The organism is Niabella ginsenosidivorans (assembly GCF_001654455.1).
GTDB lineage: Bacteria > Bacteroidota > Bacteroidia > Chitinophagales > Chitinophagaceae > Niabella > Niabella ginsenosidivorans.
In genome coordinates, this window is the sequence record NZ_CP015772.1 from 2,094,639 (window position 1) to 2,109,333 (window position 14,695).

Consider the following 14,695-nt stretch of genomic DNA (forward strand, 5'->3'; position numbering starts at 1 on the left):
ACTTCAATTTTTCAGAGAGCCCTCCCCGCCTACCGGCCGGCAGGGGCTGGGGCTTCGCTCGGATCCGAACATTCGGATGACGAAAGTATCATTGATCCTCAATGCATAACTCCATCTGTCATTGGCAGCGCAACATCCGCCTGTACCATTCGGGCAGGCTTCGATATGACGATTTCTTTCTTTTGATACAGCCTCAACTTTAAATAAGAAAGCCTCCCGGTAAGGAGGCTTTTATTTTATTGGACGTCTGTAACTTTTATCGTATTGGTACGTAATTTTAAGTGAACAGGCGTGCTTCCTGTACTTACTACCGTATCGCCCCGTTTTAGGAAACCGTTTTTCTTAAGAATATTGATCTGGTCTGAAAAAATCGTATCCAGGTCATGCTGATCGTCATCATAGAAAAATGCCCGTATTCCCCAGCTAAGGCTCAATTGGGTTATAAGACTGAGATTCTTTGTAAATACATACAGCGGCACTTTTGGCCGGTAGCTGCTCAGCATAAAACCGGTATACCCGCTTTGCGTCATGCCGATCAGCCCGTCTGCCATAATATCCTTTGCCAGGTTACAGGCATTGTAACAGATGGCATCGCTGGAAAGTGAGGGAGAATGCGGCTGTGGCTGCAGCTCATTGGAAAGATCATAATGATATTCTGTTTTTTCAATTTCCAGAATGATCTTCCGCATGGTTTGCACCACTAATGTAGGATGCTTGCCGCTTGCGGTCTCTGCGCTCAGCATAACGGCATCAGCACCTTCCAGCACGGCATTGGCTACATCCGTAATTTCCGAACGGTTGGGCTTGGAGCGGTCGATCATGCTTTCCATCATCTGCGTGGCTACAATAACAGGTTTTGCCCTGTGAATGCACTTGCGGATAATGCTTTTCTGGATCAGGGGAACCTTTTCAACAGGCAGTTCCACGCCCAGATCGCCCCGTGCGATCATAATACCGTCTGAAGCGTGAATGATCTCCCGGATATTGGGAATCGCTTCCGGCATTTCAATTTTGGCGATTACTTTTGCCTTGCTTTTATTCCGGTCAAGGATCTTACGGAGTTTTTTAATATCATCTACCTGCCGTACAAAAGACAGGGCTACCCATCCCAGTTGCTCTTTCATGATAAAATCAAGATCCTGAAGATCTTTGGGCGTTAATGCTGGCAGGGAGATTTTTGTATCCGGCAGGTTGACGCCTTTTTTAGAGGAAAGAAACCCGCCCAGCACTACTTCCACCTTCACATCATTATTGGGCAGTATTTTGCGTACAATCACTTCCAGCTTGCCATCATCGATCATTATTTTGTTCCCCACCTTTACGTCTTTATGGAAGTTAGGGTAGGAGATGTATATCTTTTCCTTGTTCCCCACCATTTTTTTGTTGGTAAAAATGAAGGTATCCCCGGGCTCAACAGTGATGCCGCCTCCTTCCATATCGCCCACCCGCAGCTTGGGCCCCTGCAGGTCGCCCAGTATGGCCACCGCTGTTTTTTCTTTACGGTTAATCTCGCGGATGTATTCAATGATCTGCTTTTTTTCCTCATGCACCCCATGGGAAAAGTTCAGCCGGAAAACGTTCACACCGGCTTTTACAAGATCCAATAGTTTGTCGTAGGTATTACAGGCCGGGCCTACAGTGGCTACGATTTTTGTGCGATTAAAGCTGTGATCTGTATTGGTCGGTTCAACAGGCAATAATGTTTTTTTCCGGACTTTTCGAGTTTCTGTCATGTTCATTTTAATTAATATGCGTGCTCTGAATTAACGCTGCAATATCTGATAAATAATCCAATTCTGTTCAAAATTGAAATCTACAAAATAAAAACAAAAAACCGCTCTGAACAGGCGGTTTTTTGTTTTTGCAGTTTTTTTTTATTTCCACTCCAGGATATTATTGAAAATATATTCATCCGGGTTGGAAAGGTATTTTTTAGCAGCTTCTTTATCTGCTTCTGTTAAATAGTGTAATGTGTGGGCAAATACGGTTTTTGCATCAGGGCTGTCTATATCGATCAACCGTGGTTTTACCTTTCCTTTTTCGTCTGCCACATCTTTCAGGTACAGAGGCGTTACATTACCTGTTGCATCAGCTGTAACCACGGCCCCGGTAACGCCCTGGTCAAACAGTTGCTTTACACCAAATCCAAGGAACGTGCAATATTCCAGGTCATAAGCTGTAGGAGCCAGGCAGCGCAGTTCATATCCCAGTTCAACCGGCCGGCTTTTTACCGCAATATTCAGCTTTTTGAGTTCATTCTGTAAAAGGATATTGTAAATATGCGCTTTACTTACATTTCCCAGTTCCGGGTGCCCGTGATCGTCGTAAGTAAACTGGATCCCGGATTCCTTGATGTCGTCATCGCTCATAAAATGGAAAACGCCTTCGCTTACAACAGCCACCCCATAAGGGATATCCAGGATATTTCTCTTTACGATAGAAGATACGATCAGTTTGGTGATCTTATCTAATGTGAGTTTTGTTTTGTTAAACATTTCCGGTATTACAATCATCGGGTAATGACAGGCAACACCAATACCAAAGGCCAGGTGCCCTGCTTCACGGCCCATTGCTGAAACTACAAACCAGTTACCGGAGGTACGCGCATCTTCATAGATTGTTTTTCCCAGTTTTACCCCTTCTTCACGGGCACTTTGATAACCAAAGGTTGGCTGGCCATAAGGAAGCGGCAGGTCATTATCAATGGTTTTCGGAACGTGGATATTTTTAACCGGAACATTCTTATCTGTAAGGAATTTTGCAATACGGTTGGCAGTAGAAGCCGTATCGTCACCACCGATGGTTACCAGCAATTGTATGTTGTTCTGCTCAAAAAAGTCGCTTGTAAATTCATTATCTTTTGGTTTGTAACGGCTCATCCGCAGAAAGGAGCCACCGCGGCTGAAAATATCATCTGCCAGCTTAAAATCAATATCTGTAGTTACTCCCTTTCCATTAAAAAGGTTTTTATATCCATCATGCAGGCCAATTACACGATAGCCATCGTTAAGGAAGGTTTTGGCTACAGACCCGATCACTGTGTTAATACCAGGAGCCGGCCCGCCACCGGCAAGAATTACAATACTTTTCTGCATATACAAGTTTTAATGTTCTTAAGTGGCGCAAATATAAGTGAAATTGACGTTTTTGCTGATAACCGGGAATTATTTAGATACTATCAAATATGAACGTTTGTTTTGGAAATAAAATTCAATTTTAACCCAATGCTTTAATTTAATTTGGAAAGCTGCTTTCGGAAGCATGTCAAAAGGAAGCTTTCCTGGATTCCGGCTAATGTCGTGTAAGGTTTTTTATTTTTAAAAACAAAATCATCCGAAAGTTCGGATGAGGCCAAGACAATCCTTCTTACGGGTCATCCTGAAGATCTCATTTGGGATCTCCCGCAGCCATCGCTAACGAACGCAGAGAAAAAATAATCTGTGCCGATCTGCATATTCAGTGGGAAATATTGCTCTACATTTTATTGTTTACATGACACCAATAATATGCTCAGAGAACTACGTATAAAGCATCATTCATTCGTAACACTTAATAGCCCGGGTTTTGCGGCATTTTTTCGGGGTTTATTTTCACTTCATTTAATGGAACAGGAAAATACCAGTCTTTTGTAGTTATATTAGAAAGGGGGGAGTTGCCATAATCTGACTGGCTCTTGGCTTTGAAGTAGGTTACCAGTTCTCCAGGATTAAAGAAACGGGTAAGATCATGCCAGCGATGGTGCTCAAATGCGAGTTCTACCCGCCTTTCATGAAGGATCGCCAGTTTAAGGCTGGGGTAGCGGGCCGCATAAATTGCATCACCTTTCATCGTAGCGTAAAGTGGCCGGCTGGCTCTTGCACGCACCATATCCAGATACCGGATAGCGCCGGGTTCATCATTCAGATACAGCGATACTTCTGCCAGGTTCAGAATGATATCGGCATAGCGCAAAATGATCCAGTCATTACCGCCGTAACCTAATGCGCCTGCCGCATCGCTTGCATCGCGGAATTTGGTAATATAATATCCCAGATTCGCAGGAACGTATTTGATAGAATAGTCTGTTCTAAGATCACCTGTTTCAAATTCTTTCACCAGGTCAGGCGTCATTTCCCCGCCGGAAATAGAGGTTGTAACGTATTGAGAAATGAGCTTTTCCCCCTTTACCTGGTAGCCACGCGCTTTACCTGAGCTATAATTCTGATCTCCCTGTATGTAAGGAATCTGGAAGATGATTTCCGGACAGGTTGTTTTTTTATTCACATCAAATACATCTGTGTAGGGAATGTCCTGCAGTGCATCAAAGGTTTTCTGATTGTAACAGTCCAGCAGGTATTTTTTGGCATTGTTAAAATCAGCAGCCGCATCGCTGCCGCCAAGTGTAGCTCCCTTACGCAGGTATACCTGTCCCAATAAACCATTAATCGCCTGAAGGGATGCCCTTCCTTTTCCGGCAGCAGGCTGCACTTCCGGCAGACCGCTGTTCAATGCATCTTTCAGATCAGCGATGATCTGGTTGTACACATTCTCCGGCGACTCCCTTATTGTCAATGCATCTACCTCCTCTTTGGATGTGAGCTTTTGTTTTTCGGTTACCAAAGGAACACCGCCAAATTCGCTTACAAGATTAAAGTACATCAATGCACGTACAAATTTCAGCTCGCCGATATACTGCGCTTTCGTGGCCCCGCTGGCAAATGTTATATTATCGATTACGGAAAGAATCTGGTTGGCTCTTGAAATAGGCACATATAATGCAGTCCAGTGGTTCTGGAGGTATATATTGCCTGCGCCGAGATTGAATGCGGTAAACTGAAAGGGCTCACCATTGTTTGACTGATTGTCTGTAGTGTTGATGTCGTCAGAACGGTCATCTGTCCAGGTATTGGCGCCTTCGCCAATACAATTTGAACTTCTTAATGCCTGATAAACGCCATATACGCCATTGGTAATATCGGCTTCCGACTGGAATGCCTTGTCTACAGCCACCGAATTGGGATTATGCTGATCCAGGAAGCCTTTTTTACAGCCTGACAGACCGCCAGCGATCACAAGAGCTGCTATAGTATAATAAATTATTTTTTGCATAATTATTTTTTTAAAAGTTGTTAACATGATTAGAACTGGACTTTGATACCGGTATTATAGGCACGTACCAGCGGGTATTTACCATAATCAACACCCGACCTGTAATTCTGTCCGTCATTATAATCCACTTCAGGATTGTAACCGAGGTATTTGGTAATAGTGAATGCATTATCCACGCCCACATACCATCTCAAACCACTGATCCCTGCTCTTTTCAGGGCACCTGCCGTATTGAACGTATATCCCAGTGAAATGTTGGTGCACCTGAAGAAAGAGCCGTCCTGCAGGTAGAAGGTGGACAAACGGGTACTGTTGCTTTGCGTACCACCGCGTGAAGCCCTGTATTCATGTCCATCGCCGGGCTCTGCTTCGCTGCGGTACCTGTTGTCTGTAACAGCATAGTTGTTACCGGATCCTTCAAAGTTGCGGATATAGTAATCCTGGCCGTCAAGAACCTGGTTCCCCTGAGAGCCGTTGAAAGAAGCGCTGAAGTCAATACGTTTATAGTTAGCACTTACATTAAATCCGTAAGTAAAATCAGGATAAGGAGTACCAATAATATCTTTATCATTATCATTGATAACACCATCGCCGTTCTTATCCACAAAATACAGATCTCCCGGGCCTAAAGGCGTGCTGGAGTAAGTAGAAATCGGAACACCTGCCAGTTTATAACCGGCGGGAAACTTGTTGCCATTAGCCAGGTAAACCTGCCTGTCTGCATTGATTCCCGGCATATCCTTTTCCCTTACCATTCCCGCAACAGTAAGACCGTAGAACATACCTACAGGAGCGCCCACACGTGTTACGTGCGTATTATAAGGCCTTTCAGCGCCTTGTGCATACAGTTCACTTGCACTGCCAAGGCTGACCACTTTGTTTCTGTTGGCAGTAATATTGCCACTGAAACCCAGGTTGAAATCTCTTTTCTGAATGATCCTTGCATCCATCTGTAAGTCAAATCCTTTGTTCCGGATATTGGAATTAGGAAGATTGGTCATAATGGTTGTGAATCCGGACAATGCAGAAATACTTTGATTATACAGCAGGTCATAGGATTTACTCAGATAATAATTAAGGATAACGAAAAGCCTGCTTTTCAGCAATGCCGCATCCAACCCGAAATTGAAGCTGGAAGTAGACTCCCATCCTAATTTAGGATCGGCGATATTACTTACAGCAATACTGTTGTAAACGGTCCCGCCTATTACAGCACCACCAGCGCTTGAAACTGCCTGTTCATAATTGTAGTTACCTATATTGTTATTACCGGTCAACCCCCAGCTTGCCCTTAATTTTAAAGAAGAACCTTCACCTAACCAGTCATGATAGAAATCTTCATTGGAAAGTGCCCATCCGGCCGACACCGATGGAAATTGTCCCCAACGGTTTTCAGACCCGAAACGGGAAGACGCATCTCTGCGGTAAGAAGCCATTAAAAAATATCTTCTGTCGTAGTTGTAGATCACACGGGAAAAATAGGACAACATGGTAGTCGTTGATTTACCTGTTGGTGCTATCAACGTAAAATTGGCCGCCTCAGCGCCTTTTGCAGTGATCTCCGGTATGTAGTTATTGGAAAAACCTTTGGCATTAACAGCTACAATATCCTGTGTGCCTTGCTGCGCCGAAGAGCCGGCCAGTACATCGAAGCTGTGCTTGCTGAATTGCCTTTTATAGTTCAATGTAAACTCGCCTAATACATCCTTAGTGTCCAGGAATTCTGCAGTAGCGTTGGCTGCCGCTATTGCCTGAGCAGAATTGGGCGGATTAGCGCCACTACTCAGATCGGTAGGGTAGTAGTAATCATATTTCTCAGTGTAGGTCTGAGCGTTAAGGTTTATTTTGGCATTTAAATCCGGCAAGATCTCATACTGCCCATACATTCCATAAGTACCACGGGTACCCTTACGTGTTATTTTAATTTTGGTGGCAAGCGCTACCGGGTTCTCGATACCCTGGAAAGAATGCGTGTACCCGTCTATGGGTTGCGAAGGCAGACCAAGTGCAAGGCTTCCATCATCGTTATATACCGGGAAGATGGGCATATATACCAGCGCTGCAAGAATGGCTCCATGGTCAAACCTGCCTTCCTCTACTTCTTTGCTGTTGGTGTTGGTAACAAATATATTGGTACCTACTTTAAACTTTTTGGAGATGTCAGCATCAATATTTGCCCTCAGGTTTATCTTTTGCATGTTAGTGGAAATAATGATTCCATCCTGGTTCTGATAGCCTGCACTCAGCATATAGCGGACGCTCTTATTTCCGCCGGAGAACGAAATATTATGTCTTTGGTTCAGTGCATTCCGGTACAATTCGTCCTGCCAGTCTGTATTTACAGGTGACTTGAGCGCTTTTTGATTTGCAAAATCATACAGGGAATTAATCATTGTAACAGAAGCAGCATTGGAAGCGCCGGCTTTGGCCACGCGTGTTGCATTATCATCAGAATAAAAGGCGTCATTCCATTGAATACCTTTGGCAACCAGGATATCCCTGTATGCAAGGTTACGGCCGTCTACAAATAATCTTGCAAAACCGTCTGCATCAAGCAGCTTTACTTTATGTTCAAGCTGGTTAATGCCAACCTGATAATCGTATTCAAATTTTCCTTTTCCTTCCTTACCGCGTTTGGTAGTGATCAGAACCACGCCTGCAGCAGCTCTTGATCCATAGATGGCAGCAGAGGCTGCGTCTTTTAATATTTCTATAGATTCAATATCTTCCGGGTTAATAAAGATATCGTTGTTAGAAGTATTGGGGTTATAGCCGCTTGCACTGTTACCACTGTTGCCCGGTCCGGAGCTGATATTGCCTCCCATCGGGTAACCATCGATCACGTACAAAGGCTCAGAGCTTGCATTAATAGAGCCCACCCCTCTTACACGGATCTTGGTACCTGAATTGGGAGCGCCACTTACCTGAGATACCTGTACGCCCGCTACTTTACCAACAAGCGCCTGGCTGACAGTAGGGGAGCTTAAATTTAATTCACTGGCTTTTACACTTGATACAGCGCCGGTAAGATCACTTTTGCGTAAGCGTGTATAACCTACCTGTACTTCTTCCATCATAGTGGAGGAACTCTGCAGCTGCACATCAAGCACGCTTCCTGCCGGCTCTTTTTCGAGCGAGCCATAGCCTGTATGTGAGAAACTGATCAGGCTTCCTTTAGGCACTGGTATCGAGTAATGCCCTAAAGAATCGGTGGTGGTTGCTTGCGCACCTTTTACAGATACATTTACTCCGATCAAGGGTTCGTTCTCTTCATTGGTAACGGTACCGGTTACCTGCAGGGTTTGTGCCTGTACGGGTAACCCGCTTAGCAAACCCATTAACATAAAGAAATGGATGAAGCGCGGGAATACTGCGCTTTTGGCTCCAGCTGCTTTATGTTCCTTTTTCTTTTTTTTCATGATTCTTATTTTCAGTTGTTTAATTACGCTAATAAAAAGGTGGTACTCTATCGGTCATAAAACAGCGCGTGAAAACCTTCCGCAGCAGTATGCTCATCTGCGTTTGTCCGTGCTTCCGAAGCTTCGGAACAGCAGGAAAATTCACCCCACATGCTGTCGCTGGCAAACATTAGTGCTGCCAGGTAATATCCATAAGGTTAACGTTATTGCGCCGCGAAGAACTTACAGCAACGCCTTTGCTGGTATTGCCGAGAAAGCTGAATCCTTCCAGTTCATCTTCCCGGTCGATATCAATCACCTTCAGTACCTGCTCCTTACCGGCTGTAATTGATTGTTCCAGATCAACAAAGGAGAATCGCCACTTCCTGCCTTCCACCTGATTCCGGATGAGCAGCAATACACCTTTTTCAGGCATCCAGTGAAGATTTTGCACCCAGGGAGAACAGGTGAATTGCTTCACCAGCACCCCTTTTTCAGAAGTTCTTTTAGCCTGTTGCAGGCGTTTGGGATCATATAATCTTACTTCGTTTCGCTGATTGCCATAATCGGCAGTTGCCACGTACCATTTGTTCTTATATTGAACATACTCAGGTCTTGTTCCCTGAATACAGGCATCATCTTCAATGGTGTTCAGAAGGTTTCTGTCGAGGTTACCTGTCTTAAGCAAGCCCTCCCAGTTCACGTTATAGATGACCGCTTTCCACAATGTGCCTTCTTTATTCAGCCGGATACTATTACCAATGAACACAGGGTAATTCTCCTGCATCGCAATACCAGTGGGATGATTGATCAAATCTTCTCCATTGATTGTGAGCCGATACTCTTTGTGTAGATATTCCACAGAGTCCTGGTGGAGCCTGTATTCACGGATAATACCTGTTTCCCTGTCTCCGTAAAGAAAAAGCCGTCTCTTATCATAGGCAGCACCCTGGCATGCCCCAAGCGAATCAACGGTCAGCGATGAAGTGATCCGCATGTTTATATTTTCCCGGTGCGGAAAAACAATGGCGAACAGAGTGATGATCAATACAATCAAAATTCTCATAACTTAATATTAGTGAAGGATAAAAAGCATTATGGATCCACAGGCTCCATCGGATCGATATGAAGAGCATCTGTCAGTGGGTAGAATTCTACTTCTGTCTCTGAAAGCCGTTTGCCGTTTTTATAAGGCACTTCATCAAGTTCCTGTAAGCATCTGGCAGCAAGGGTCTTTTCAATTGCAGCGCTTTGATACCGTGAAGTAGCAGTGATACAGGGTCTGTTCATCGGCATCCCATAATGGAAGATCAGTCGTACCGTGTTGCGCATATTCGTAGTAGTGTGCCTCGCATGAGGCTCCATGATCACAGCTGATTCCGGAATATGCAGGGTTTCTACCAGGAACTTTTTCATTTCCAGGGCTTCACAATATTTTGTTTTATAGGGATGTATTTTTCCCCCGGACACAACAATAAAAGGAGCCATGCCCTTTTGATATTGCAAAGCACCCAGCCGTAGCCGCAACCTGGCTTCAGCGCTTATTTTAACACCATACTCATCAGGACCGGCACCGGGAATCAGAATGAGCGTGTAGGGATATTTGTTCCAGTTAACTGTCTTTATTTTTTCAGCAGCGGCCTTGTTCACAGTTTCCGCCATGGGTTCAAAATCAGCAGCCTGCCAGCGGTCATTTATTTCCAGCAAACGGAGCGCACTATAAAGCGAGAGAAGAAAGAATAATGAATTTTCCTGCAGTTCAGCATTAATTCCATAAGCAGCCGTGTACATCAGGGAAGCAAGTTGCTTTCCATGAGCATCGAAACTAATGGAGTCGATATTGGGATAATTCGGCTTTTCACCTTCGCCATATACACCGATAGCAAAGTTGATCCCTTTTGCATCCTGTTCCCATGCCTTTGCCAGTAAATCCTGTGGCCTGGAATTAACAAAGCGGATATAAGCGCCGGAAGGAATCAGGTGCCGGCGTACCAGCCTGCCCAATGCATTCTCTTCTTTGTACAAGGTGCGCAACCGTTCCCCTACAAGTGCAATCTCCTCATTGGTGAACTTCATTTTTGCGGTAATAATTGCAGCTTTATTGTTATAAGAATCAAGCGCGCTTTTTAGATTGGCTTGTTTTTGTTTTGCCAGGGAACTGAGCGCCGGATCCTTTTCCACCAATATCCTCGCCTCTTTATCATATTGCAAAAGTGTGAGGAAGTAATAATTTTTGGATTGCACATAATTGTCGCCGTTTAATGGCTGGTAGTGGGGATCTGGATCGTTGTGTTGGCTATACAGGTGAAAAGATAAAACGAGAAATGAAACGCAGGTAAAAAAAATCTTCATGCTGATTTGTTTTCTGGCAGCAAAGGTGAACGATTACTGTTAACAATCTGTTAATAGATCATTATCAAATCCTTGCAATGAAGTTGTTTTTAAAGGGCCTTTTTTGTTGCAGCGGAGCACATATATGACAATAAAGAGCTATAATTTTATGGTCTGAAAGCATGATTTATATATTTAGATGTGGTGATCCAAAATTTATCATAAACATGCGCTTTTTTATTGTTAATGATACGTGCTTAGGTTTATTAATAACTTTAAAGCAGGAACAACAGGTCCCAAAATGGCTGAGGCAATAGCATTGCCCTACAGTTGTTTGCAGATAATGCGCAAATATAAAAATGGAGCGAAATGAAAAAGCAAAAAACAAAAACAGGAGGGAAAGCCTCCGAAGAGAAAAAGATCTTTGGAGATCCTGTATATCCCGCAAAGGATGATATTTATGCAAGGGCTAAAAAACAACCTTTTAAAAGAAAACCGGATGAATCTCCGCTAAGTGAAGGGCTGGATATTCCGGGATCAGAACTGGATGATGACGATGAACGGATAGGCGCCGAAGACGAGGAGAATAATTATTACAGCCTTGGCGGCGGTGAGCATAATAACCTGGAGGAAGACAATGAGGAGGAATAACTTTTACTCCGGTATACTGCTGCCGGGGTTATTAAAATAAAGCGAGTATCCTGCGGCAAGTATGTATATAATGTCCTCCGAAAAGATGTGCATGCAATAGCAGCGGGTACAGCTGTGTAAAATTTAAGCGCTGCTGCCACCCCGGCTGTAAAGGGTAATATTGCTGGTACGACTGGTAAAACTGTTCGTTAAACCCACCGAATAAAAGTGTCATGCCAATATCCATTTCCCGGTGCCCGTAATATACTGCCGGATCAAAAACACAGGGCATTCCCGGTGAGGTAAACAGCAGGTTGCCGTTCCACAGGTCTCCATGCAATAAAGAAGGTTTTTCTTCCGGGAAAAGAGCGGCCAGCGCTTTGCAGAATTTTTCTGCCCGGATACTGTCCATTTTGTTAAGCTTCTGATCATCATACAATTTTTTCACCAGTGGCAGGATCCGGAAATCAGCATAAAACCGGCTCCAGGTGCTCACAGGTGTATTCACCTGCTGCCAGGTGCCCAGGTAATTATCTTCTCTAAATCCAAAATACGGCTGTTCTTTCCGGTGCATTGCTGCCAGCAATTTTCCCAACAGGTACCAGGAGTTGTTTTGAGGCGGTTCCTGCCGGATCCATTCCAGTAAAAGGTATTGCACATTTTCCGTCTTGCCCCATTTTAAAGGCTGCGGAACCACAAAATCACTGTTGGCGCTCAGTTCCTGCAACCCGATGGCTTCCTTTCTGAAGAGCCCGCTGTAAGGAGCGGCCTTATTGATTTTCAGAAAATAAATAGTTTCCCCGGAGCAGATGCGGTATGCCTGGTTAATATCGCCACCTGCTACGGATTCATAGCCGGCGTGGGGTAGCCCAATGCTATTCAAAACAGAAGAGAGGCTCATAAAGGCAAGTTACCTATAAATACGAAAGCAACAGGAACCCGTTTACAGGACGTATAAAAATATAGAGGATAGCCACGAATTCCTGAATAAATACTCATCTGTGCATTCGTGGCCTTCTTAATCACATTATTGATGATCAATTACAGTTAAAATAAAAATACATACTGCACACTGAGGCCATTTACCGTTTTAATCCCTTCATTTACCGGTTTTATCCCAATTTTAAGAGGTCCGGACAGGAAGGACGGTTATTTTGCAGGTTACATTGTGGAAAACAATGTATTAAGCATAAAGGCAGGGTATGGCAGTTACAGATATTTGGAGTAAGTTTGAAAGAGCAGAAATACGGGACGTAGATCATCAGGCAAACAGGAAGAAGATTAAGAAAGTAAGGCAATGGAGAATACAACCATTAACGGTTATAAACTAAAGTACCAGTTGGGCGAGGGTGGTATGGCAGCTATCTGGTATGCAGAAAATTATCTGCAAAAACCGGCAGCTGTAAAAGTATTGCAGCAACGGTTCTGCCAGATGCCGGAGGTGGTGCATCGTTTTGAAAATGAAGCCCGGCTGATGGTTCAGTTAAATCATCCGCATATCCGCAACGTATATGATTATTCCACGGTGGATGGTTGCCCCTGCATGATCATGGAATACCTGGAAGGCAAAGATCTTTCGCATCGTATGAAAGAAGGAGAGTGGTTCACTGCACAGCAGTTAACCGGTTGGTGGAACAGCCTGGTAGATGCCCTTCAGTACACGCACCGGAAAAATATTATTCACCGGGATATAAAACCTTCCAATCTTTTTCTGACCGAAGAAGGACAGATAAAGATCCTGGATTTTGGCATTGCAAAGCTGCGCGATAATGTTACGGTAACGCAAACAGGTTCCCGAATGGGCACTTTAATGTATATGAGCCCGGAACAGGTATATGATGTCAAAAACCTGTCGTATAAAACCGATAGCTATTCCCTGGCCGTTACTTTTTATCACCTGGTTTCCGGTAAGCCCCCTTATGATGCATCAAAGATCTCTGATTTTGAGATCCAGGAAAATATTGTCCGGAATCATCTGGACACTTCATCACTTCCGGAGCCCTGGCGCAGTTTATTGCCGCTTTATTTAGCAAAGAATCCGGAAGACCGGAAGGAGCTGCGCAGGATAGATGCCGGTATGCCCATAGCAGATGAAACCATCCTGTTTACCCCTGTTTCGTCAAAGGAGCCTGTCGGGAATATAGATTCTTCTGTAGCAGCACCTCCGCTGCAAAGAACGGGCTCAAACCATTTGGGATACATCTTCCTGGTATTTTTTATTGTAGCAGCCCTGGTACTTTTTGCCCTGAATAAAGATCGTTTTATGGCAATGCTGGATACCCATAAAACAGCAGCAAAACAACCCAACAAAGAAAAAACGGTTACAAAACCAAGGCCAAAGAAAAATGAGCTGCCGCCGCCCCCTGCCCCGGCAGATACAGTGGAAGCCAGGTCTGATACGGTAACAAGCACACAGGTGGTAACCAGTGAAGACCTGGGAAAGCTGGAAAACGATATAAAGATCCGGATCAATGATTATTACCGTACCCGGCAGGATTGCGGAAGCTTGTCGCGTTTTTTCCGTGATACCGTAGACCAGTATTATAATAAAAGCAGCGAGCCCCTGACCAGCATCCAGAAAGAATGCGCCCAGTATCATGGCAAATGGCGTTTTACAGATGCAGATATTGCCAGTTCTTCTTATGTATTTACGCATAATCCTAATGGCAATACATATGTTGATTTTAATATGTTATATAAAATAAAGCAGAAGGAGGAAGATGACTGGATCCCCTATAATATAGATGTGTCAATCGTGTTCGACAAAGAACTGAAGATCGTGCGCATCGTGGAAAGAAGAATTGAAAAGCTGTAGACAGATGAAAATATATGTTACAACAGGACAGGGATATTTAAAATTACCGCAGGCGATTGAGGCACAGCCCGGCGAATGCTATAGCTGTTTAAAACGCTCTGGTTGTACGGTTGAGCGCAGATAAAACGTAGTGTTAGTTCTTTTAGATCCGAACATTTGGATGACGAAAATGATTGTCATGCTGAGGCAACCATAAAAACATTGCTTTTATGCTCATTAAAATGACAATTTATCCAATCGTCATCCCGACCAAACCCGCTGAAAGGGGATGCGTGGAGGGATCTCATCTGTCACCGAGATTTCTCCGCTCCGCTTCGCTACGGTCCAAATGACGTACTGTATATTGTTGCTTATCATAATAATACAGCACTTGTCATTAACAGCTTGTAGAAGCATGATTCGATTGTAAAGATTACCCTTTGTCAGGTTCAGG

Annotated in this window: 9 protein-coding genes; 2 read left to right on the forward strand and 7 right to left on the reverse strand. The window is 44.1% G+C overall.

What is annotated here, in order from left to right:
* Window positions 1–236: 236 nt before the first annotated feature.
* From pyk to A8C56_RS08800, 6 genes are all read right to left on the reverse strand, one after another.
* Window positions 237–1,733: a pyruvate kinase gene (gene pyk / locus A8C56_RS08775; RefSeq protein WP_067754638.1), complete on the reverse strand. Its 1,497-nt coding sequence runs from the start codon at window positions 1,731–1,733 to the stop codon at window positions 237–239.
* A gap of 141 nt (window positions 1,734–1,874) precedes the next feature.
* On the reverse strand, window positions 1,875–3,095 hold the full coding sequence (locus A8C56_RS08780; RefSeq protein ID WP_067754641.1) for a 6-phosphofructokinase: 1,221 nt from the start codon (window positions 3,093–3,095) through the stop codon (window positions 1,875–1,877).
* 454 nt (window positions 3,096–3,549) lie between these two features.
* Window positions 3,550–5,088: a RagB/SusD family nutrient uptake outer membrane protein gene (locus tag A8C56_RS08785; protein WP_067761794.1), complete on the reverse strand. Its 1,539-nt coding sequence runs from the start codon at window positions 5,086–5,088 to the stop codon at window positions 3,550–3,552.
* Between the two features lie 29 nt (window positions 5,089–5,117).
* Window positions 5,118–8,507, reverse strand: a complete 3,390-nt coding sequence (locus A8C56_RS08790; protein WP_067754645.1) for a SusC/RagA family TonB-linked outer membrane protein — start codon at window positions 8,505–8,507, stop codon at window positions 5,118–5,120.
* Between the two features lie 169 nt (window positions 8,508–8,676).
* The gene (locus A8C56_RS08795; protein WP_067754648.1) at window positions 8,677–9,552 is read right to left on the reverse strand and encodes a hypothetical protein; all 876 of its coding nucleotides are present in this window, start codon (window positions 9,550–9,552) and stop codon (window positions 8,677–8,679) included.
* Window positions 9,553–9,581: 29 nt separating this feature from the next.
* Window positions 9,582–10,838: a YdcF family protein gene (locus A8C56_RS08800; RefSeq protein WP_067754650.1), complete on the reverse strand. Its 1,257-nt coding sequence runs from the start codon at window positions 10,836–10,838 to the stop codon at window positions 9,582–9,584.
* 348 nt (window positions 10,839–11,186) lie between these two features.
* Here A8C56_RS08800 and A8C56_RS08805 point away from each other — a divergent pair, with 348 nt between their 5' ends.
* Window positions 11,187–11,468 (forward strand): hypothetical protein, encoded by a 282-nt coding sequence (locus A8C56_RS08805; RefSeq protein WP_067754653.1) that lies wholly within the window; start codon window positions 11,187–11,189, stop codon window positions 11,466–11,468.
* A 31-nt stretch (window positions 11,469–11,499) separates the two neighbouring features.
* On the opposite strand, the gene A8C56_RS08810 is transcribed toward A8C56_RS08805, so the two are convergent.
* Window positions 11,500–12,348, reverse strand: a complete 849-nt coding sequence (locus A8C56_RS08810) for a fructosamine kinase family protein (protein ID WP_067754656.1) — start codon at window positions 12,346–12,348, stop codon at window positions 11,500–11,502.
* A 396-nt stretch (window positions 12,349–12,744) separates the two neighbouring features.
* Here A8C56_RS08810 and A8C56_RS08815 point away from each other — a divergent pair, with 396 nt between their 5' ends.
* Window positions 12,745–14,262 (forward strand): serine/threonine protein kinase, encoded by a 1,518-nt coding sequence (locus A8C56_RS08815; protein ID WP_067754658.1) that lies wholly within the window; start codon window positions 12,745–12,747, stop codon window positions 14,260–14,262.
* Window positions 14,263–14,695: the final 433 nt, after the last annotated feature.

Excerpts from the sequence above, each read along its gene's own strand:
- pyk (WP_067754638.1), bottom strand. The coding sequence starts at position 1,733 with ATGACAGAAACTCGAAAAGTCCGGAAAAAAACATTATTGCCTGTTGAA.
- A8C56_RS08780 (WP_067754641.1), bottom strand. The coding sequence starts at position 3,095 with ATGCAGAAAAGTATTGTAATTCTTGCCGGTGGCGGGCCGGCTCCTGGT.
- A8C56_RS08785 (WP_067761794.1), bottom strand. The coding sequence starts at position 5,088 with ATGCAAAAAATAATTTATTATACTATAGCAGCTCTTGTGATCGCTGGC.
- A8C56_RS08790 (WP_067754645.1), bottom strand. The coding sequence starts at position 8,507 with ATGAAAAAAAAGAAAAAGGAACATAAAGCAGCTGGAGCCAAAAGCGCA.
- A8C56_RS08795 (WP_067754648.1), bottom strand. The coding sequence starts at position 9,552 with ATGAGAATTTTGATTGTATTGATCATCACTCTGTTCGCCATTGTTTTT.
- A8C56_RS08800 (WP_067754650.1), bottom strand. The coding sequence starts at position 10,838 with ATGAAGATTTTTTTTACCTGCGTTTCATTTCTCGTTTTATCTTTTCAC.
- A8C56_RS08805 (WP_067754653.1), top strand. The coding sequence starts at position 11,187 with ATGAAAAAGCAAAAAACAAAAACAGGAGGGAAAGCCTCCGAAGAGAAA.
- A8C56_RS08810 (WP_067754656.1), bottom strand. The coding sequence starts at position 12,348 with ATGAGCCTCTCTTCTGTTTTGAATAGCATTGGGCTACCCCACGCCGGC.
- A8C56_RS08815 (WP_067754658.1), top strand. The coding sequence starts at position 12,745 with ATGGAGAATACAACCATTAACGGTTATAAACTAAAGTACCAGTTGGGC.